Source organism: Paenibacillus lactis (assembly GCF_017873605.1).
GTDB classification, from domain to species: domain Bacteria; phylum Bacillota; class Bacilli; order Paenibacillales; family Paenibacillaceae; genus Paenibacillus_AQ; species Paenibacillus_AQ lactis.
In genome coordinates this window covers 63,915-84,637 of record NZ_JAGGKI010000021.1, presented here as the reverse complement: position 1 = coordinate 84,637, position 20,723 = coordinate 63,915, and the positions used below count along the sequence as shown (strand labels likewise).

The window sequence follows — 20,723 nt, the reverse complement described above, 5'->3', positions numbered from 1 at the left end:
AATCCATGTTAAGGCGTAGAGGAGCCAAGATCACCTTCAGCTTGATCTTGATTGGAATCATCATGATCTCAGGCATCAGCGGCTTTATTAGCAGAGGGAATGGTGATGCCGATTCCAATTCCAATATGGTCAATAACCGTAATTCTGCCTCTCTGGATCAAAGGGAGAAAGAAGGAATGATTCCGGCCGACGGGGGATCCTTCAGGATCGCCCCATCCCGTTTTATAGCCGATTCCAACTTACCGATTCTTGCCAGAGAGGCTGCCTACGGTTACGATGACGGCGCGATTCACCTGAAGAAGGGCGACTCCTTCGCAGCCGAAATTGAAGTTCCGAAGGAAGGCGAGTATACCCTGTCATTCGATTATTTTATTCTTGCCGAAGGATTGCAATCTACGGAGTACAGCATTCAAGTAAACGGAAAATCCCCTGCTCTGGAAGCCAATCGATTTGTTCTCCCGCCGCTGTGGAAAAGCAACACGGATACGTTTCCGAAGGACCGCTACGGGAACGAAGTGATGCCGACGCAGGTGCGGGCGGACGAGTGGCAGACGATTGAATTCGCGGATCCGAACCGGATGAATCCGGAGCCGATCAAGATCAAGCTGAACAAAGGGAAAAACATCATTAAATTTACATTGATGAACGGAGAATTGTTAAACGGCAGCATTACCGTTGCAGCTCCGGCTGCATTGCCGTCGTATGCGCAATATGCCGCCCAGCACATCGATAAGACAGAAGCGAAGTCGGCAATGATTGTGAAGGAAGCGGAAAAGCCCGATTTCAAAAACGATACGACGATCAACCCGCTGCCAAGCAGAAACTTGGGAGTAAGCCCTTATGCGACGAACCTGCTGCTGCTCAACACGCTTGGCGGAAAAACATGGGATATATCGGGCCAAACGGTTTATTACGACATCCATGTGGAACAGGACGGCCTGTACCAAATCGGCGTTAAATATAAGCAAGAGGACAAACCGAATTCCCGAGTGTTCCGGACCTTTACGATCAACGGGCATATTCCCTTCGAGGAAGCGAAGCATTATCCTTTCGAGTATTCGACTTCATGGAATACCGAAGTGCTGCAAGGAGCTGAAGGCCCTTATCTGTTTTACTTAAGCAAAGGAACGCATCGAATCGGGATTATGGCGGATGCGAGCCCGTATTACGATGTGATGCAATTGCTGCAGCAATCCATTAAACAGACCAACGATCTGACATTGGAAATCCGCAAATTAGTGGGCAACGACGTGGATCAGAATCGGGAGTGGGAGATTACGGAGCACTTTCCGACTATTCAGGGAGATTTAATTGATATAGCGAAGGCGCTTAGCCAAGAGTATGAGAAGGTGGTCATGCTGAACGGCGGCGTAGACAGCTCCAAGGGCCTGACTGCAATGAAGATGGCGGTGGGCAGCCTGGAGAAGCTGGCGGCCGAGCCGAACCAAATTCCGCGTAAGCTGAATGAGCTGAACGGCGGGGCCGGTTCCGTGACGCAGAACTTGTCGAATGCGATCACCGATTTCGAAATGCAGCCGCTAACGGTAGACCAATTGTACATTTCGAACAAAGGCGCTTCTTATCCGGAGCATAAAGCCTCCTGGATCAACTCCGTATATGAAGGCACAAAGCAGTTCTTCCATACGTTCCGGTCGCCGAAACGGCAGGACAACGACGATGGAATAACGTTGAACGTCTGGATGAACCGGCCTAGAAACTATATGGAGCTCCTGCAGCGGATGGTGGACGAACAGTTTACGCCGAAGACGGGCATCAAGGTGAATTTCTCGACATTGCCTAACGAGCAGCGGCTTACGCTTGCCGCCTCATCCGGCATCGCCCCGGACCTGGCTCTCGGTATCAGCAACAATATCCCATTCGATTTGGGCTTCCGGGGCGCAGCGCTCGATCTAAAGCAATTTGGCGACTTCGGCCAAGTGATCGAACCGTTCTCGCCCGGGGCGCTGCTGCCGCTCATCGTGAATGACGAAGTATACGGTGTTCCTGAAACGCAAGATTTTTACGTACTGTTTTATCGGAAGGATATATTGGATTCGCTCAACATTCCTGTGCCGGATACATGGGACGACGTCATCGAAATCATGCCGGAGCTGCAGCGGTATGGCATGAATTTCTATTCGCCGATCGCCGGCGCGACGGGAATGAAGCCGTTCATGGCTACCGCGCCTTTCATTTATCAAGCGGGCGGGGATATATTCGGAAAGGACGCTTTTGAGACGGGAATCGACAGCAAGGAGTCGCTGAAAGGCATAGAGCTGATGACGAATTTGTTCAAGCTGTATGGTTTGCAGATGCAGGTGCCCGTATTCTATGAGCACTTCCGTTCCGGAAAAATGCCTCTGGGCGTCAGCAACTTCGCTACGTATATCCAAATGCAAGTGGCGGCTCCCGAGCTGAAGGGCTCGTGGAAAATCGCTCCCGCGCCAGGGATTACGCGCAACGGGGTGACGGAACGATGGGAGCCGGGCTCGGCGCAAGTGTCGATGATCTTTAAGAGCACCAAGCATCCCGACGAAGCCTGGCAATTTTTAAAATGGTGGATTTCAACGGAGACGCAGGTGCACTTTGCTAACCAGCTGCAAACGTTGTACGGCAAAGAATATTTGTGGAATACCGCCAATAACGAAGCCTTCTCCCAGCTGTATTGGCCGGAGGAAGACAAACAGGTCGTTCTGGAGCAGTGGAAATGGCTCAAGGAAGTGCCCAAGTCGCCTAGCGCCTATTTAATCGAACGCGAATTGAGCAATATTTGGACCAAGGTTGTATTCGACGGGGAAAATATCCGTTCGGCCGTGGAAGACGCAGTGAACGAGATCGACAAGGAAACGGCAAGAAAGATGGAAGAGTTCGGATATATGAAACAGGGCAAGGTTGTCGCTCCTTACCGTATCGCAACAATCGAGGATGTAGAAAGTTGGGTGAGAGGAAGAGATGGAAACTAAGTCCGAAACAGCAGCGCTGCCGCGAATCGACGGGACGCCACAAACCCGCAGCAAATTTAAGAAATGGAGAGAAAAGGAAGGCTCCGCCTACCTTTTCCTCGCTCCCTATCTATTGCTTTTTTTTATCTTTATCGTGCTTCCCGTCATATTTGCGGTCGGGCTCTCTTTCACAAGCTTTAACGCGATTCAAATGCCGAAGTTTATGGGGCTCAAAAATTATATCGATCTATTTATGAGAGACAGCGTGTTCATGCAGTACGTCTTGCCGAACACCTTGAAGTTTTCGCTCATCGTCGGCCCGATCTCGTATATTTTATCGTTCCTTCTCGCTTGGATGCTGGCGCAAATTCAGCGCGGTCCGAGAACGGTGCTCGCCTTGCTCATCTATTCGCCTTCCCTTACGATGGGCGTCGCGATGGCGGTCGTATGGAAGACGATATTCAGCGGAGACCCGACGGGCTATATTAACAGCCTGCTGATTCGCAACGGCTTCATCACGCAGCCGATCCAATGGCTTCAATCGCCCGAGTATTTGCTGCCGATCATGATGGTCGTCACGATTTGGAGCAGTATGGGCATCGGGTTTTTGGCGATGCTTGCAGGCGTCTTGAACATCAATTCGGAGATGTATGAAGCAGGATATATCGACGGGATATCGAACCGCTTTCAAGAAATCGTTCATATTACGATTCCGTCCATGAAGCCGCAAATGCTATTCGGTGCCGTCATGGCGGTCGTTAACACATTTCAAGCAGGGCTCATCGGGGTTCAGCTGTCGGGTACGAACCCGACGCCGTCGTATGCCGGACAGTTGATCGTCAATCACATTGAGGATTACGGCTTCATCCGCTACGAGATGGGTTATGCTTCGGCCATTTCCACCGTTCTTCTCCTGGTTATTTGGCTTTGCTCGAAGATCGTATGGAAAATGTTCGCCGAGAAAGAGTAGGAGGGAACAAGTATGGCTTCATTTCAAGGAACAAAGATGAATCCGAGCCGATTTCATATCAGTCAGTTGAAGTTCTACCTGATTCTGGCTCCCCTCTCGGTTTTCATGGTGATGCCGATCATTTTTATATTTTCGCATTCGCTCAAACCGATGGACGAATTGTTTGCGTTTCCCCCGAGGTTTTTCGTTCAAAATCCGACGATGGATAACTTTCGGTTCCTGTTGTCGACATTTACGGTTTCCGGCATTCCGGTCAGCCGCTATATATTCAACAGCGTCGTCATTACGGTCGTGACGGTGTTCGCGACGATTTATATCAGCGCAGCAGCCGGATACGCCTTCTCTAAGAAAAATTTCAAGCTGAAGAACACGCTGTTTTCGATTAATACCCTCGCGCTTATGTTTGTTCCGGTCGCCGTTTCCATTCCGAGGTACTTCCTCGTCGTCAAGCTCGGATTGATCAATGACTTCTCGGTTAATATTCTTCCGCTCTTGGCGATGCCTGTCGGCTTGTTTCTATTGAAGCAGTTCATTGACCAAATTCCGAATGAGCTGATAGAGGCTGCCCAGATTGACGGAGCGAACGACTTTACGATCTTCCGGAAAATCATCATTCCGATGACGATGCCGGCGATCGCCACGATTGCGATCCTGGCGTTCCAGCTCAGCTGGAACAGCATAGAGCCGGCGACGCTGTACGTCAATGACGAGGAATTGAAGAACTTTGCTTATTATATGTCGACCTTTACGGCGACCAACAATGAAGTGGCGGGCCAAGGGATATCCGCGGCGGCCGCGCTCATCATGTTTATCCCGAATTTGCTGATCTTTATCTTTATGCAAAGCCGGGTTATGAATACGATGGCTCATTCCGGTCTGAAATAGGTGTGAAGCAGATGAAAAAGAAGACGGTAGGCAGATGGGTGTTGCTCGTCGTAATTGCAAGCTTTCTGCTCGTTCAATTCTCGGCTCCGGCTATGGCCGCTGCGCCGTATCAAACAGGGACCGAAGGCCCGGGAGGCATGATCGTCGGGACGCAAACCGCATATGAACCGGACGGAATGATTCGGCTTGACGTAAACCAGCCGGCGGATCTGTTCTATGATGAGCCGACCGGAAAGCTGTATATCGCGGATCCCGGAAATGCAAGAATCGTAGTGTATGAAGAGAACAACGCATCGCAAACGATCGGAGAAGACGTCTTATCGAATCCTTCCGGCGTGTATGTGGCCGCCGATCGACTCGTTTACGTCGCGGATTACGGGTTGAAGCAAATTGTCGTGTTCGACGAGCAGGGAAAGCTCGTGAAACAGTTCGGCCGTCCGGAGGAACCGATTTACGGCAAAAAGAATGATTTTGCACCGAAGAAGGTAGCGGTAGATAAACGCGGCAACATCTACGTCATCAGCGAAGGCTCCATCAACGGTGTCGTGCAGTTGAACAACGAGGGGCATTTCCTGGGTTACGTCGGCGCGAACCGAACGAGCCTGTCGATGAAAATGCTCATTCAACGCTTCATTTTTACCGAAGGACAGAAGGCGCAGCTGTTCAAATCGACGCCGCCGTCCCCGACCAGCATTGTGCTTGATTATCAAGGGCTGCTGTACACGGTAACCAATGGAATTAGCAGTGACGGCATCAAGAAGCTGAATATTGTCGGCGATAACATATTGTCCTCAAGCTCTTGGACCAGTGATTCGATGGTGGATATCGACGTGGATGCGGGCGGAAACATCTATACGGTAGACGTCAATGGGCTCATCTGCGTTTACGACAGCTTTGGCAATTTGCTGTTCATGTTTGGCGGAGGGGACGACAAGTATGAGCGCCAGGGGCTGTTTAAAAGCGCCTCGGCCATTGACGTCACCGACTCCGGGCGTACGCTGTACGTCGCCGACAAAGAGCGGAACGTCATTAACCGCTATTCGATCACCCCGTTCGGAACGAAGGTTTATGAGGGCGTCGACCAGTACAAGCAAGGATTATACGTGCAGAGCGAGGACATCTGGAACGAGATCCTCAAGATGAACAGCTATTTTATTTTGTCGTACAAATCGTTGGCTGAATCGTATTTCAAGCAAAACCAGAATAGCAAGGCTCTGGAGAGCTTCCGGATGGCGGAAGACAAGGAGGGTTATTCCGACGCATTCTGGAAAATCCGCAATGATTGGCTTCAACAAAACATTAATGTCGTCGTATATACCGTATTTGCCATCATCGTTGCGGGTTACGTCATCCGAACGCTGCATCGGCGGTATCGCGTGCTGCAGCCGCTTGTACGATTGAGAAACCGCGTGGCGGACATCAAGCTGGTGAAAGAAATCGGGTTCATGTTCTACTTCCTCAAGCATCCGATCGATGCGGTCCAGGAGCTGAAGGAACACAGAAGGGCGACCGTCCGTTCGGCAACGGTTCTGTACGTCTGGATGCTGCTGCTTCAAATCATTCTGGTCTATGCCAAAGGATACTTGTTCGCAAGCGGAGATCCCGACCAAATGGACTTATTGCCGATCATGCTAACTACCGCCGTTCCGCTATTATTCTGGGTCATTATGAACTATATGGTCAGCACGATCAGCGACGGAGAGGGAAAGCTGTCGGAGGTTTATATCGGTACGATTTACGCGCTGTCGCCTTATTTGATATTCGCGCTCCCGATCGCATGGATCAGCAACGTGCTGACGTATAACGAAAAATTCGTCTACGACTATTCGATGATGTTTATCCAAGGCTGGTCGCTGCTTCTCGTTTGCATCATGGTGAAGGAGCTGCATGATTATACGTTCAGGCAGACGGTGCGGAATTTGTTCCTAACGGTGTTCGGCATCGTATTGGCTGCCCTGGTTATTTTCTTGTTAGTGCTCTTATTTAATCAAGAAGTGGAATTCATTCAAACGATCATTCAGGAGATGAGAAACCGTGCTTAACAAAGTGAAACGAATAGCTGCTCTATCGTTAACGTTCCTGCTGTTGGCCGGTTTGATCTCGATCGCGGCGCTCGCGCAGCAGGGAGTGAACCAACCGGAAGCTCCAGGCGCCGGTGCGGATGCATCGGGCGATCGAATCGCATCATACGAGAAAGCTGCGGAAAACGCTCGCTTGGCGCTTTATGTAAATAAGGACACGCTCGGCATCAAAGTCCAAGACAAACAGAACGGTTATGTATGGGACGGCACGCTCGATGAGAAGGACGACAAGCTGAACAAATCGTGGCAATCGCTCTTCGAGTCGGGCTTGAGCGTGGAATACATGGATGCCAAACGCAAAATCAGCACCGCGCCGGTAACCGGAGAGCAAGCAAAGATTGCGGTTGAGCCCATGGAGGACGGCTTCTCGGCGAACGTGAATTACGAGAGGCTGGGAATCTCGCTGAAGCTGGAAGTTAGGTTGACGGAAGACGCGATCGAATTCAAGGTTCCGGAGAATTCGATTCAGGAGACGAATAAGGACAACCGGCTGCAGTCGCTCTACGTGTATCCGTTCTTTGGGGCAACCAAGGGAGTTCAGCCGGATAAAGGATATATGCTCATTCCTGACGGCTCGGGGGCGCTCATCAGCTTGAACGAGCAGACACTTGCGACGCAGCCCTATATCGGGAGAGTGTTCGGCGACGATCTCGGAATGAAGGGCAGCCCGCAGCTATCAGAAGGAATGGCGACTCCCGTAGAGCAAGTGTATCTGCCGGTGTTCGGCATCGCCCATAAGGAAGGCGGCAACGCTTTCGTTTCCATGATCACGGGCGGCGCCCCTTACGCGGAAATCCGCTCTTATCCGGGCAATGTGACCACGGCTTACAATTGGACCACGGCCAAATGGGTATACAGAGAAAACTACTTCCAGTCCTTGGACAAAGAGGGCAAAGGCATCACCTTAAACCAGGAAGAGAAGAACCAATTCGACGCTTCCATGAAAGTCATGCTTCTTTCCGGCAAGCAGGCCGATTATTCCGGCATGGCAAACCGGGTGCAGAGCGAGCTTGTGCAGCGGGGGGAGCTGCCCGCCAAGAAGGACGGCGCGGATCCGCTCCCGCTCCGCATCGAATTTTTCGCCGCGGACAACCAAAAGCAATTGATTGGGAGCGAAGTCATCCCCATGACCACCGTGGACCAAATGGACGATATACTGACTGATCTGCGGGCAAATGAAGTGGACCGCATGATGGTTGTTGTCCGCGGCTACACGGAGGGCGGCGCTACCGGAGCATCTCCTACACATTTTCCGTTTGAAGAAAAGGTAGGCAGCGGGGACGATTGGAACGCATTCGTGGAAAAGTATAAAGCAATAGGCATTCCCGTGTACTTTTATACCGACTACGTGATGGCCGGGGCGACGGCGGACGGATACGGCAAGGGGGACATCGCCCAGTCCGTTTCCAAGCAGCTGCTTTCGTTCTACGACACGTCGTACTACCTGCAGCCGGCAGCGTCCGCGAAGCTGTTTGAGAATGAGATTTCTTCATTCCAGAAGCACGGCATCGACCATATCGCGATGGACTCGATAGGCAGCAATCTTTTTTCCGCTTATGGGAAGTCCTCGTCTACGCGCAGCGGGTCGATCGAGACGTATACGTCGATGCTGCCCCGGGATTCCATCGACAGCTACGCATTTTACAAGCCGAATTATTACCTGTGGAGGTTTGCCGACCGGATCATGGATCTGCCGATGAGCACTTCAAGCTTCCTGCTAGAGAGCGAAGAGGTGCCGTTCCTGCAGCTTGTGCTGAAAGGACATGTCGATTATTACGCCCAGGCCTCCAATTTCAACGCGAACCCGCAGAAGGAGCAACTGAAAATGATCGATTACGGCAGCTACCCGTCCTTCATCCTGACCGACGAGGATCCGATCAAGCTGGCTAACACAGAGTCGTCATGGTGGCTGTTCACTTCGCAGTATTCGGTGTGGAAGGATCAGGCCGTACATGAATATCGGACGGTTGCGGAAGCCCTGAAGCCTGTTGCGGATGCGACCTTTGACAAACGTGAAAAAGTGCGGGAAGGCGTATTTAGAAACACTTACTCGAACGGCACCGTCATCTATGTCAATTACACCATGAATGAAGTTACGGCGGACGGGAACAAGATTCCGGCGCAAGGGTTCTTGGTCCGGGAAGGAGGCCGTTCATGAAAATCCGTTACCGGCTTAGAGAGGCGCTTATCGGCCTATCGTTTATCTGGATTTGGATCGTTGGTTTTTTGGTCTTCACCTGCTATCCGTTGATCCGCACCTTGCTGTTCAGCTTCAGCCAAGTAAAGATTACCGCAGACGGAGTCAAGACAACGTTCATTGGCTGGGAAAATTACCGGAACGCGCTGTTCCTGAACGTTGAGTTCGGCGATACCTTGGCTACCTATTTTGTTGAGACGCTTGTGATCGTGCCGATCATCGTCGTGTTCGCGTTAATCGTCTCCCTTCTGCTGAACGTGAAAATCCGCGGCAAAGGCATCTTCCGGACGATTTACTTTCTTCCGGTCATTATTACAAGCGGACCTGTCATCAAGCAGCTGATGGATCAAGGAGCCACTACGCTCCCGGGCATCCAGACGATTATCGAAATGAGCAAGCTTCATGAAAGCATGCCGGAGCTGCTCGCCGATCTGATCGTGTTCCTGCTGACGTCGTTTATTACGATTCTCTGGTTCTCCGGCGTGCAGATGCTGATCTTCCTGGCAGGCCTGCAGAAGCTGGATTCCTCGATGTACGAAGCGGCGAGCATCGACGGCGCCTCCAGATGGGAATCGTTCTGGAAGCTGACGCTGCCGGCGCTGAACCCGATGATTATCGTCAATATGGTGTATACCGTCATCATGCAGTCCGTCTTTTCGCTGAATCCGGTCATTACTCAGATCCAGAGCGCGATGTATGATGCGAAATACGGAATGGGCTATTCCGCTGCGATGGCGTGGATCTATTTCCTCGTCATGCTGGTGCTGCTAAGCGTGCTGGTGCTCGTAACAAGGCAGCGGGAAACGAACCGTTAGGAGGTGGGATGGTATGAAAGGGATTGACCGCAGAACGATCGACAAGACGAAGCGGGTCCTGTGGGGGTTTACGGGAGAAGGCATTGTCTACAAATTAGCCGTATACTTCTTGCTGTCTCTGATCGGCTTCGTCTATTTGTACCCGTTGTTTTATATGATCACCTACAGCTTCATGAATACGGAAGACCTGATCAATCCGTTGATCACCTATATTCCGTCGGGATTTTATATGGACAATTTCGCCAAGGCAGCCGAGGTCATGGACTTTCTTAATACCTTGTGGCAGAACGTTCTTGCTTCCTTCGTTCCTGCCGTCGTCCAGACCGTTTCGGCGGCCGTTATCGGATACGGCTTTGCCCGCTTCCGGATTCCGGGGAAATCCGTCTTGTTTGCGCTCGTACTGGCAACGTTCATCATACCGCCGCAAATTACGATGATTCCGCAGTTCCTGATGTTTAAAGATCTCGGATTAATCGGGAGCATATTTTCTTATATCATTCCGGCGGCGTTCGGACAGGGGATCAAAAGCGGTCTGTTCATTCTGATTTTTTATCAGTTTTTCCGGTCGATTCCGAAGTCGCTCGAGGAGGCTGCACAAATCGACGGAGCCGGCGCTTACAAAATATTTGCCGTTATTTGCGTGCCGATGGCCGTGCCGGCCTTCATCATTTCCTTCTTGTTCTCGATGGTTTGGTATTGGAACGAAACGCTGCTCGCGGCGCTGTACTTGGGCGATAAGCTGACGACGCTGCCGCTGGAGCTGCAAAACTTCGCGGTAACGTACCAGAAGGTATTCCCGGCCGATCCGAACGCCCAGACCGGACGCAGCTTGAACGAAGCGATCAATATGGCCGGAACGTTTTTGAATATCATCCCGCTGCTGATCGTTTACTTCTTCACGCAGCGCTGGTTCGTAGAGAGCATTGAACGATCAGGCATCACAGGCGAATAGGATCGCTTGAGAAGGGAGTGCACTTGCTTTGCGTCACAGAAGATGGATCGCATGGCTGGCCGGTGCTGTGGTGCTGCTGGCGGCGATGGGATGCTCGCAGAAGCAGCCGGACGAATTGGACCTTGAGGCCAAGGCGTCGTTCAACTATCTATGGGAGCAGACGAACCACGAGGAAGGCTCCGAAGGCTACGGCTTGACGAGGGACCGGTACCCGGGCAATCCGAAGATCGCCAGCACGGCGGCCACCGGATTCGCGCTCACGGCGATTCCGATCGGCGTGGAGAACGGCTGGATCAGCCGCGAGGAAGGCTATGACAGAGCGGACCGCACGCTCGATACGCTTCTGCGGATGGAGCATGAGCACGGATTTTTTTACCACTTTGTGAACATCGATACCGGGAAGCGGGAGTGGAACAGCGAAATTTCGAGCATCGACACCGGCTTGCTAATGAACGGCGTCTTGACGGCGGGGCAATACTTCGGCGGCGATGTCCAGAAGAAGAGCGAGCAGCTGTATGAGCGCGTCGAGTGGCCCTGGTTCGTAGACAAAGGCAAAAATCAGTTCTATATGGCATATTCCCCGGAGAAAGGGTTTCAAGGCCATTGGGACTTTTATGCCGAGCAGCTGTCCCTTTACGTGCTGGCCGCCGGTTCGCCGACGCATCCGATTGACGTCTACGACGGCTTTACACGCCACAAAGCATCGTATAAGAATTCCGAGCCGTTCATCCATTCCTGGTTCGGTTCCCTGTTCACCTATCAGTTCTCGCATGCCTGGGTCGACTTTCGCGGCTTGGTAGACCGTGACGGGGTTGATTGGTTCAACAACTCGGTCGTCGCCTCCCAGGCGAGCCGGCAGTTCGCCATCGATCTAAGCGAGAAGTTTAAAGGCGTGGGGGAAGAGTCGTGGGGCTTTACCGCATCCGATTCGCCCGCCGGCTATAACGGATTGCTCGGTTCGCCGCCTTCCGGCTATGACAATGCGGCCCATCAAGCGGACGGCACCGTTCCGCCGGCCGGGGCGCTGGGCTCGGTGGTGTTTACACCGGAAGAATCCATAGAGGCATTGAAGTATTTCCTAACGGTTCCGGATCTAAGCGGCGAATATGGGCTGAAGGATGCGTTCAATCTGAATGCCGACTGGGTCGGTCCCGATTATATCGGCATCGATAAAGGGATCACGCTGCTGATGGCCGCCAATTACCGGGACGAGACGGTATGGAACATGTTCATGAAGGTTCCTTACGTGAAGAAAGGGCTTGAAGCCCTGCAATTCAAAAATAAATAGGCTATTTCAGGCGGCGAATGGAGAGAGATTACGATGAAACAAACGACGAATGTTTATGATCAGCTTTCGGAGAAGGTGAAGGCGTTTGTCGATCGCCAGCATAAGGACTCCTGCCGGTTGATCGATGCTTGCCGCAATCCGCGCACAGGCCTTTACGGCGACGCATATTACAGTTTCGCGAGAAATCCGGAGGCCCGCTGCTCGGTCTCTGCGACCGGGGTCGGCTTGATCAGCCTGGTTGTTGCCGATTACGAGGGCTGGGACGACCAGGCGGCGGAGAAGGTCAAGCTTACGCTTAATGCCGTCCTCGGCCATGTGGAAGGCTGCAAGCCGGCTAGAGACGCCGCGACGGGCTTCTTCGCGCACTTCATCGACATGGAGACAGGCGCGAATCTGGGCTCCGAAATTTCGACGATCGATACATCGTTGCTGGTAGCGGGAGCCTTGTTCGCGGGGAAGCATTTTAAGGATAAAATGCCCGAAATCGACGAGATGGCTCATGAATTGTTAGAGCAAATCGACTGGCGTGTTGTTATCGCAGATAAGCATAGAGGCATCATCAACATGATCGTGAAGGACGGCCAAGGAATCGCCCCGCTCCCGGCTTACAACGAATATGTGCTGGTTGCCCACTTGGCGAAAATCGCCCAGCCGGTAGACCCGGACATCCAAGAGTTGTGGGATAACACATTTGCGGAACACAAGATTAATGAATTCCCTATGAAATATTACCGGGACATTCCGGTTATTACCGATACGAACACGAAGGATCCGAGCGATTTGAAGTTCTTGTCTTCGTTTGTGCACCAGTTCCCTTATTTCTTGGTTCCGGATTATGCGAAGAGCGAGATCTATAATCAGTACTATGAGAATGCATGCACGGCTGACCGGCTGAAGTGGAAAGAGCTTACCGATGTGCCTTCCTACGTATGGGGGTATGGAGCCGGCGCCAATGACGGTCTGTACAACACTTATCATGCGGATAAAATCGAGGATTCACCTGGCAACGTCGCTTCCGCCTACATTGTTGCCGGCTTCCTGCCGGTCTACCCTGCGGGCATCCACGACCTTTATGCGTTATATCGGCTGCACATTCCGTACGACACCTATTCCAATCCGAGGGATCGGGATGATGAAGTGAAATATAGAGCGGCTTACAAATACGGATTGCATCGTTACTCCTGGTGGCATCTGGAAGGAAGGGACCGCTGGTACCCCGAGAAAGTGACAGTGATCGACTGGAGCTCCATGCTGTACGGCATGACGGCCTTTAAACGGGGGATGTCTTTCTTCACGGACCGGTTGAGATAACACCATCTATAAGAGAAGAGGTTGTTCATAAAGTCATTTTTTGATCACGAAGGGAGTCTAGAAGAGACTCGGCATCGAATCTCGTGAAAATCCGACTTTTTGAACACGCACTATAAGTAATTGTTGTCACCGTTTGTCGAAACGTTTCGCCGTTATCATCCGCTAGACCAATTCGAAATGAAAAAGGCAGGGTTTGAAACGATGATTGAAATCAAAGACAAGCAAATCCTCATCGACGGCAAGCCGCAGATCATCATGTGCGGCGAAATTCACTATTACCGGCTTAAGCCGGAGGATTGGCAGGACCGCATCGACAAGCTGAAGGAAGCGGGCTGCAATGCGGTTGCCAGCTATGTACCGTGGCTCTGTCATGAGCCGGCGGAGGGGGAGTTCGATTTTGACGGGCATACGCACCCGGAGCTTAACCTCATCGGCTTTATCGATCTGTGCAAGGAGAACGAGCTGTACTTTTTCGTTAGACCGGGCCCGTTCATTATGGCGGAAATGAAAAACGAAGGTTTGCCTTACTGGGTTTATACAAAGTATCCGGAAATTATTCCGGTCGGCTGGGACGGAAACCCGGCGACGACGAAGACGGTCGACTACCTCGCCCCCGGATTCCTTGAGGCCAGCAAAAACTGGTATCGGGCGGTGATGGCGGTCGTGGCGCCCCGTCTCTACACGAACGGAGGCAATATTATCGCGGTGCAGCTGGACAATGAGATCGGCATGCTCGCTTGGGTCAGCAATTGTCCGGACCTTACGGACAGCGTGCTGAGCGATTTCGCCGCTTGGCTCAAACAGCGGTATTCCGCGGAGCAGCTGTCGGCCCGTTATCCATTCTCCTTGGATGACGCCGAAGCGCGCAAGACCGGCATTCGCTCTCCGAAGGAAGGATACGCGCCGGAGCTGACGCACGACTTAGGCTACTATATGCGGAACCGAGCGGCCCGTTATGTTGCTATTCTTCGCTCTTATGCCGAGGAGTTCGGCGTCAAGGACGTTCCGTTCGTCGTTAACATTCACGGGACGGACGGGGGCCGCGGGTTCACGTTCCCGATCGGCATCAGCCAGCTGTATGAAGCATATACGCAGGCGCCGGGATATTTATCGGGCTCCGACATCTATTTCGGGGATCTGGACATGGTGACGTTCCAGGATCTTTATATCATCAACGGATTTATGGACGCGGTGCATACGCCGGACCAGCCGCTCACCTCCGTCGAATTCAACTGCGGCGACAGCAACTTCGGCGAAACGTACGGAGGACGCAACGATCCTTCGGCCGCCGATTTTAAAGCCCGGATGTGCATCGCGCAAGGGAACCGGCTTCTCAATTATTATTTGCTGACCGGCGGCTATAACTATCGGATGGATATGCCGACTAGCGACGGGAACGACCGAATCGCCTTTACCGGCGAACGCCACGGCTTTGCCGCTCCGATTAGTCCGGAAGGCGAGTACAATTATACGTTTCCGCGAATGGCGCGCACGAACAAGACGATATTGGCTGTCGGAGATAAGCTCGCGCGAATGAACGAGGAACGCGACGACGTCAGCTTCGCGTTCATTCCGGATTATTACATGACGGAATACCGTTATCCGGGCAGCGAGCGCGTGAAGGAAATCCTGCAAAATATCGAAGGGAACCGCGCGCACGGCGCTTGGGAGATCATGGGCCGGGCCATGCTGCTGGCGGGCTATCGGTTCGGCGCCACCGATATTCAAAATAAGCCGCTTGATCCTTCGGTCACCCCAGTTCTCGCGCTGCCGTCTGCCCGCTATATGCACGGCGGTATCCAGCGGAAGCTGGCCGACTACCTGCATGCGGGAGGAAAGCTGCTCGTTTACGGTGAGCTGCCGAGCTTCGATATGGAAGGCAAGCCGTGCACGATTTTGACGGAAGCGTTAGGGGTGAAGCCGCTTGGCTTGCTCCGCGATTCGGGCCATTTCTACCTGTCGATCGTGTCCGAAGGGTGGGCGGCTCCGCGGCCGGAAATGCGCGCATATGTCGCCCAGACGTTCGACGTCGGCGGCCAAACGCCGATTATGCGCGTGTACGGCAGCGGTGAAGTGACCGCGTTCGATGCGAAGGTCGGAGCGGGACGCGCGATCGTATTCGGCAATTCGTATCGGTGTGATATCGATTTGTTCCGGACAGCCTTGGAGCTTCTCGGCGCGAAAGCGGGGCTGACGCATGATTGCAAAAACCACGGCATCTTTATGACTTCAACGGCAACGAACAAAGGGGAACGGTTCGTCCATGTGCTGAATTTGGACGGCTTCGATAAAGAGATCGGTATTCTGGAGAACGGCCAACCGCTGTTCGGCGGACGTAAACTGCTGCTGCAAAGCAAAGACGGGGTTATGCTGCCGCTCAATGTGACCTTTGGCGAAGTGAAGATTGTGTATTCGACCGCGGAAATTGCCAAGGTGGAGAACGACCGCCTCGAATTCCGGCTGACCCAGCCTGAAGATATCATCGTGCTCGAGACGGACCGCGAAGTGATTCCGAACGAAAGCTTCACGGTCCGTAAGGACGACGGCAGAACATGGATCGTGTCGCGCCAGCACGCCAAAGTAAACGACAGCTTAACACTACATTTCGTGTCATAGGAGGGAACTACAACTTGATGCACACCGATTCAACGATCCAAACGAAAGTGGAAGAGCTTCTATCCCAGATGACCCTTGCCGAAAAAATCGGGCAAATGTACCAGACCGACCCGGGAACCGTGCTGCGTTCCTACAATTCAAAAATCGAAGTCTCGACGCCGGTGACCGGTCCCGTATCCGAGCGTACACTCAGCAAGGATCTCATTTCGAATTTGGGCTCGATCTTGAGCGCGACCGATGCCGAAACGGCGTACGAAGTGCAGAAGGTATTCCTTGAACATAATCGGCTGAAAATCCCGTTGCTCTTCATGTTCGATATTATTCACGGCTTCCGCACGGTGTTTCCGGTCCCGCTCGGCCTTGCTTCCAGCTGGGAGCCGAAGCTTGCGGAGGATACCTCCAGGGTTGCCGCAGCGGAAGGCGCCGCCTCGGGCATTAACGTGACCTTCGCGCCGATGGCGGACCTCGTTCGCGATCCGAGATGGGGGAGGGTAATGGAAAGCCCCGGAGAAGACCCGTATTTGAACGGTCTTATGGCCGCAGCGATGGTAAGAGGCTTTCAAGGGGACGATCTGAAGGCGCTCGATACGGTTGCGGCATGCGTGAAGCATTTTGCGGCATACGGCGCGGCGGAGGGCGGACGGGATTACAACACCGTCGATATGTCGGAAGCTGCGCTCCGCAATTACTATTTACCTGCTTACAAGGCGGGGATCGACGCAGGCGCCGAATTGATCATGACGTCCTTTAACGTCTACGACGGGGTGCCTGCTACAACCAACTCCTTCCTGCTGAGAAAAGTGCTCAGAGAGGAGTGGGGCTTTGAGGGCGTCGTCATTTCCGACTACACCTCGCTTTGGGAAACGATCTTCCATATGAGCTCCAAAGACGGCGAAGACGCAGCGAAGCAGGGGCTGGAAGCGGGTCTTGACATCGAGATGATATCGACGGAATACATCAGCCACCTTGAGCAATTGGTTGAAAGGGGCGAGGTAGACGTTGCGCTGATCGATGAGGCGGTCAGACGCATCCTCACGTTGAAATTCAAGCTCGGTCTGTTCGACGATCCGTACCGTTACATCAACATTGAGCGCGAAAAAAAGGGTCACCTGAAGCCTGAATATCGTCAGCTGGCGAGAGAGGCTGCCCAGAAATCGATGGTACTGTTAAAGAACGACGGCGTTCTGCCCCTGAAAAAGGACATCAAGTCGGTGGCCGTTATCGGACCGTTTGCCGACAACGGCCGGATTTTGGGCGGTTGGAGCGGGCTCGGAAAACCGGAAGAGGCGGTTACCGTAAAACAAGGTCTTATCAATAAATTAGGAAATGACGTGAAAGTCACGGCTGCAGCCGGGTGCGATTACAGCTCGAATGACGTTTCCGGCTTCCAAGCCGCATTGGAAGCGGCCGCCTCCTCAGAGGTCGTCATTCTCGCTATGGGCGAAGAGGACCATATGAGCGGCGAAGCGGGCAGCCGAGCATACTTAACGTTGCCGGGCGTTCAGCCGAAGCTGGTAGAGGAGGTACTGAAGCTCGGCAAGCCTACCGTTCTTGTTCTCTTCAATGGGCGTCCGCTCGAGCTCAAGTGGTACCACGAGCACGTTCCCGCGATTCTGGAAGCGTGGTTCCCGGGAACGGAGGGAGGAAACGCGGTCGCCGACCTGCTGTTCGGGGACGCGAATCCTTCGGCGAAGCTGACGATGAGCTTTCCGTATACCGTCGGGCAAGTGCCGGTATACTACAACTGCTTGAACACCGGCAGACCGAAAGGGCATGAGGATAACGACTTCCGTTTCCTCTCCAAATATCTCGACATTCCGAATGCGCCGTTCTATCCGTTCGGTTACGGACTGAGCTACACCGAATATACGTATTCGGACGCCGCGCTGATCGGCGATACGTTAACGCCGGGCGGCAGCGTGAAGGCGATGGTGACGGTGCAGAATACCGGGGACTACGCCGGCGAAGAAATCGTACAAATGTACGTTCGCGATCTATGGGGCAGCACGTCCAGACCGCTGCTTGAGCTGAAGGGCTTTCATAAAATCCATCTTGCCCCGGGAGAGAAAGCGACGGTGGAGTTTGTAATCGAGCCGGAAATGCTCTCGTATTTCACCGCCAAGAAGCAGTATGAGGTGGAAGAAGGAGATTTCAAGGTATTCGTCGGCAAGAACGCTAGAGATTTGATCGAGTGCGGCACATTTACCTATACCTTATAAACTGAGAATTGGCGGGGCTGTCCCACAAGTCATCCATATGGCTTTGGGAGAGCCTCTGTTTTTTATTTTGCCATACAAAAGGCAGCCTCATCTTAGTAGAATGGAAGATGGAGTAACTATTCGATTAAACATTATAACGTTATATTCACGTATGCGATGATCTGTGCTATGCTATACCTATAAATTGTTTATCGCAAGGCTATTGGCGGATGGATGCCCCAAGAAAAAGCTGAAATTCTGCCAGGTGAAGGGGTGATGAGAATGAAGCAGCGTTTTGTGCTGCGGAATGTAAGAACGGTGCACGAGGAAGAACCCTTCGATATCGTGATTGAGAACGGGTTCATCACCGAGCTTGCCGCGGCCAACACGGCGGCGGGCGAGGACGGATTTGACGGTACGGGGCTGTATGTGTCCAGCGGATGGATTGATATGCATGTTCATGCGGTTGCCAAGCTGGAGCCCTACGGGGATGCCATCGACGAGATCGGCGTCAAGCAGGGCGTAGCCACGATCGTGGACGCAGGAAGCTGCGGAGCGGACGATATCGGCGATTTGGCCGCTGAGGTTGCCCGCTCGAAGACGAATGTGTTCGCGTTTCTGAACATCTCCCGCATCGGCCTGCAGCGGATCGATGAGCTGTCCAGGCTGGAGTGGATCGATCAGGGGAAGGCGGTCAAGGCGGCCCGTTCTTATCCCGATTTTATCGTGGGCCTGAAGGCACGGATCAGCCAAAGCGTTGTAAAGGACAACGGGGTAGAACCGCTTCGGCGTGCCCGGGAATTGTCAGGGCGCACATCGCTGCCGATTATGGTGCATATCGGTTCCGGGCCTCCACCGGTGAACGAGGTGCTGGACCTGCTTCAGGAAGGGGACATCGTCACCCATTATTTGAACGGCAAAAAGAATAATCTGTTCGATCCGGACGGCAAGCCGATTCCGTCCCTGGTCAAGGCCATCGAGCGAGGCGTTCATATGGATGTCGGCCATGGCACAGCGAGCTTCTCGTTCCAGGTAGCGGAATTCGCGAAAGACCATGGGATCGAGCCGGGAACGATCAGCTCCGATATTTACCGGGGGAACCGCATCAATGGCCCCGTATACAGCTTGGCAAGCGTGATGACCAAATTTTTATATCTCGGCTACAGTCTGCAGGAAGTCATCTCTGCCGTCACGGTCAAGGCGGCGGCTTGGCTGAAACGGCCGGAGCTCGGCCGAATTCATGTGGGCGATGCGGCCCACCTCACATTGTTTGCGGTTCGGCAGGGGCCGCAGAGCTTGACCGATTCCGAGGGAGAGACTCGCATTGCCGACCGTTATATCGAACCTAAAGGAGTGGTAGTCAATGGATCATTCACTGCATGCTAAATACGGACTCAAGCGAGTTGTCAATGCCAGCGGCCGCATGAGCATACTCGGAGTGTCGGCACCAACGGATACCGTCATGGAAGCCATGCGGATCGGCGGTCAGAGCTACGTCGAAATAGCGGACCTGGTAGACAAGGCAGGCGATTATATCGCCCGCATTCTCGGCTCCGAAGCCGCCGTCGTCGTGAACTCGGCATCAAGCGGCATCGCCTTGTCGGTAGCGGGCATCGTGACGGAGGGCCAGCGGAGACGGAGCGACAGACTCCATCAAGAGCCGATCGCGAAGAATGAGATCATCATGTTCAAAGGACATAACGTCCAGTACGGAGCACCTGTCGAAACGATGGTTTATCTGGGCGGCGGCAAGGTGGTCGAGGTCGGGTATGCCAATGAAGGACGCAAAGAGCATATCGAGGAAGCGATTAATGAGCGCACCGCGGCGATTTTGTATGTGAAGTCGCACCACTGCGTTCAGAAGAACATGATTTCCGTTGAGGAAGCGGCCGAAGTCGCTAGAGCCCATGGTATCCCGCTTATCGTCGATGCGGCGGCTGAGGAGGATATCCAGAAGTATGTGAAATACGGGGATCTGGCCATCTACAGCGGCTCCAAAGCAATCGAAGGCCCGACCTCCGGCATCGTCGGCGGCAAACGCCAATACGTCGAATGGGTCAAGGCGCAGCTTCATGGTATCGGACGAAGCATGAAGGTCGGCAAGGAGACAACGTTCGGCTTGCTTCAGGCACTTGATGAGTATATGGTGAAGGAAGATAAGAGCGCGCAGGAGAAGGCTGCGCTGGAGGAGCTTAAGACGCTGTCCAGCCTGCCGGGCATCGACGTGGCCATCGTGCAGGATGAGGCCGGCCGAGCGATCTTCCGCGGACGGGTCAAAGTGGATGAGCAGGCAGCGGGCATCAGCGCCAAGGCGATGAATGATCAGCTACGGGAAGGCGAGATCGCCGTATATACCCGGGACTACGGTGTACGTCAGGGATATTTCGATATTGATCCGCGCTCGCTTGCCGGCGATGACCTGCAGGTCATCATAACAAGAATTCAGCAGATTGCAGGGGGAAAATGAC

13 protein-coding genes are annotated in these 20,723 nt (G+C 53.2%); all 13 read left to right on the top strand.

What is annotated here, in order from left to right; translation table 11 throughout:
• The first annotated feature begins 5 nt into the window (after window positions 1–5).
• The 13 genes from J2Z18_RS26195 (at window position 6) to J2Z18_RS26135 (ending at window position 20,722) form a co-directional block, all read left to right on the top strand.
• Window positions 6–2,963 carry an extracellular solute-binding protein gene (locus J2Z18_RS26195; RefSeq protein ID WP_007132615.1) on the top strand — a complete coding sequence of 986 codons (2,958 nt, stop codon included), beginning with the start codon at window positions 6–8 and terminating at the stop codon, window positions 2,961–2,963.
• The gene (locus J2Z18_RS26190) at window positions 2,953–3,912 is read left to right on the top strand and encodes a carbohydrate ABC transporter permease (protein ID WP_007132614.1); all 960 of its coding nucleotides are present in this window, start codon (window positions 2,953–2,955) and stop codon (window positions 3,910–3,912) included. The genes J2Z18_RS26195 and J2Z18_RS26190 overlap by 11 nt, the downstream gene beginning before the upstream one ends.
• A gap of 12 nt (window positions 3,913–3,924) precedes the next feature.
• Window positions 3,925–4,797 carry a carbohydrate ABC transporter permease gene (locus tag J2Z18_RS26185; RefSeq protein WP_007132613.1) on the top strand — a complete coding sequence of 291 codons (873 nt, stop codon included), beginning with the start codon at window positions 3,925–3,927 and terminating at the stop codon, window positions 4,795–4,797.
• Between the two features lie 11 nt (window positions 4,798–4,808).
• Entirely contained in the window at window positions 4,809–6,839 is a 2,031-nt protein-coding gene (locus J2Z18_RS26180) for a YIP1 family protein (protein ID WP_007132612.1), read from the top strand.
• On the top strand, window positions 6,832–9,036 hold the full coding sequence (locus tag J2Z18_RS26175; protein WP_007132611.1) for a DUF5696 domain-containing protein: 2,205 nt from the start codon (window positions 6,832–6,834) through the stop codon (window positions 9,034–9,036). Before J2Z18_RS26180 ends, J2Z18_RS26175 begins: the two co-directional genes overlap by 8 nt.
• On the top strand, window positions 9,033–9,890 hold the full coding sequence (locus J2Z18_RS26170; protein ID WP_007132610.1) for a carbohydrate ABC transporter permease: 858 nt from the start codon (window positions 9,033–9,035) through the stop codon (window positions 9,888–9,890). The genes J2Z18_RS26175 and J2Z18_RS26170 overlap by 4 nt, the downstream gene beginning before the upstream one ends.
• A 13-nt stretch (window positions 9,891–9,903) precedes the next feature.
• Complete coding sequence (locus J2Z18_RS26165) at window positions 9,904–10,842, top strand: carbohydrate ABC transporter permease (protein WP_007132609.1); 939 nt, start codon at window positions 9,904–9,906, stop codon at window positions 10,840–10,842.
• Between the two features lie 28 nt (window positions 10,843–10,870).
• A complete protein-coding gene (locus J2Z18_RS26160) occupies window positions 10,871–12,130 on the top strand; it encodes a glucoamylase family protein (RefSeq protein ID WP_007132608.1) in 1,260 nt (419 codons plus the stop codon).
• 33 nt (window positions 12,131–12,163) lie between these two features.
• A complete protein-coding gene (locus tag J2Z18_RS26155; protein ID WP_007132607.1) occupies window positions 12,164–13,441 on the top strand; it encodes a hypothetical protein in 1,278 nt (425 codons plus the stop codon).
• Between the two features lie 201 nt (window positions 13,442–13,642).
• Window positions 13,643–16,057 (top strand): beta-galactosidase, encoded by a 2,415-nt coding sequence (locus tag J2Z18_RS26150; RefSeq protein ID WP_007132606.1) that lies wholly within the window; start codon window positions 13,643–13,645, stop codon window positions 16,055–16,057.
• A gap of 17 nt (window positions 16,058–16,074) precedes the next feature.
• Window positions 16,075–18,276: a beta-glucosidase BglX gene (gene bglX, locus J2Z18_RS26145; protein ID WP_050954095.1), complete on the top strand. Its 2,202-nt coding sequence runs from the start codon at window positions 16,075–16,077 to the stop codon at window positions 18,274–18,276.
• Between the two features lie 261 nt (window positions 18,277–18,537).
• Window positions 18,538–19,641, top strand: coding sequence for an EF_0837/AHA_3915 family putative deacetylase (locus tag J2Z18_RS26140; protein WP_040740236.1), 1,104 nt, complete (start codon window positions 18,538–18,540; stop codon window positions 19,639–19,641).
• Entirely contained in the window at window positions 19,619–20,722 is a 1,104-nt protein-coding gene (locus tag J2Z18_RS26135) for a DgaE family pyridoxal phosphate-dependent ammonia lyase (protein ID WP_007132603.1), read from the top strand. Before J2Z18_RS26140 ends, J2Z18_RS26135 begins: the two co-directional genes overlap by 23 nt.
• The last annotated feature ends 1 nt before the right edge of the window (window position 20,723 follow it).